The organism is Photobacterium sp. R1 (assembly GCF_054600795.1).
On record NZ_BAAHZP010000775.1, the window covers coordinates 1 to 251 of the forward strand.

The following is a 251-nucleotide window of genomic DNA, read 5'->3' on the forward strand; positions in this document are numbered from 1 at the left end:
TATCTGGTGCACTACTATGTCGGCGGCAGTCTGGGTGGGTTTTACCTGATCACCTGCTGGCAGCATTGGAACTGGTACGGCGTGCTGGTGGGCGGCAGTGTATTGTATTTGGCCTTGTACGCGTTATGTTGGCGTCTTGGAAAAAAGCAGGCCACCGAGCCAGTGGCATCGGTGGCGATCTAGCAAATGCCGGGCGCAGATTGGGTTAAGCCTCGCTGCTGGCTTCACTGACTAAGGGTTCTAATGGCTTG

1 pseudogene is annotated in these 251 nt (G+C 55.4%); it reads left to right on the top strand.

Going from position 1 to position 251, the window contains the following annotated elements:
• Positions 1-183 (top strand): annotated as a pseudogene (locus ACYP03_RS27180) (MFS transporter); the annotation flags it as partial.
• Positions 184-251: the final 68 nt, after the last annotated feature.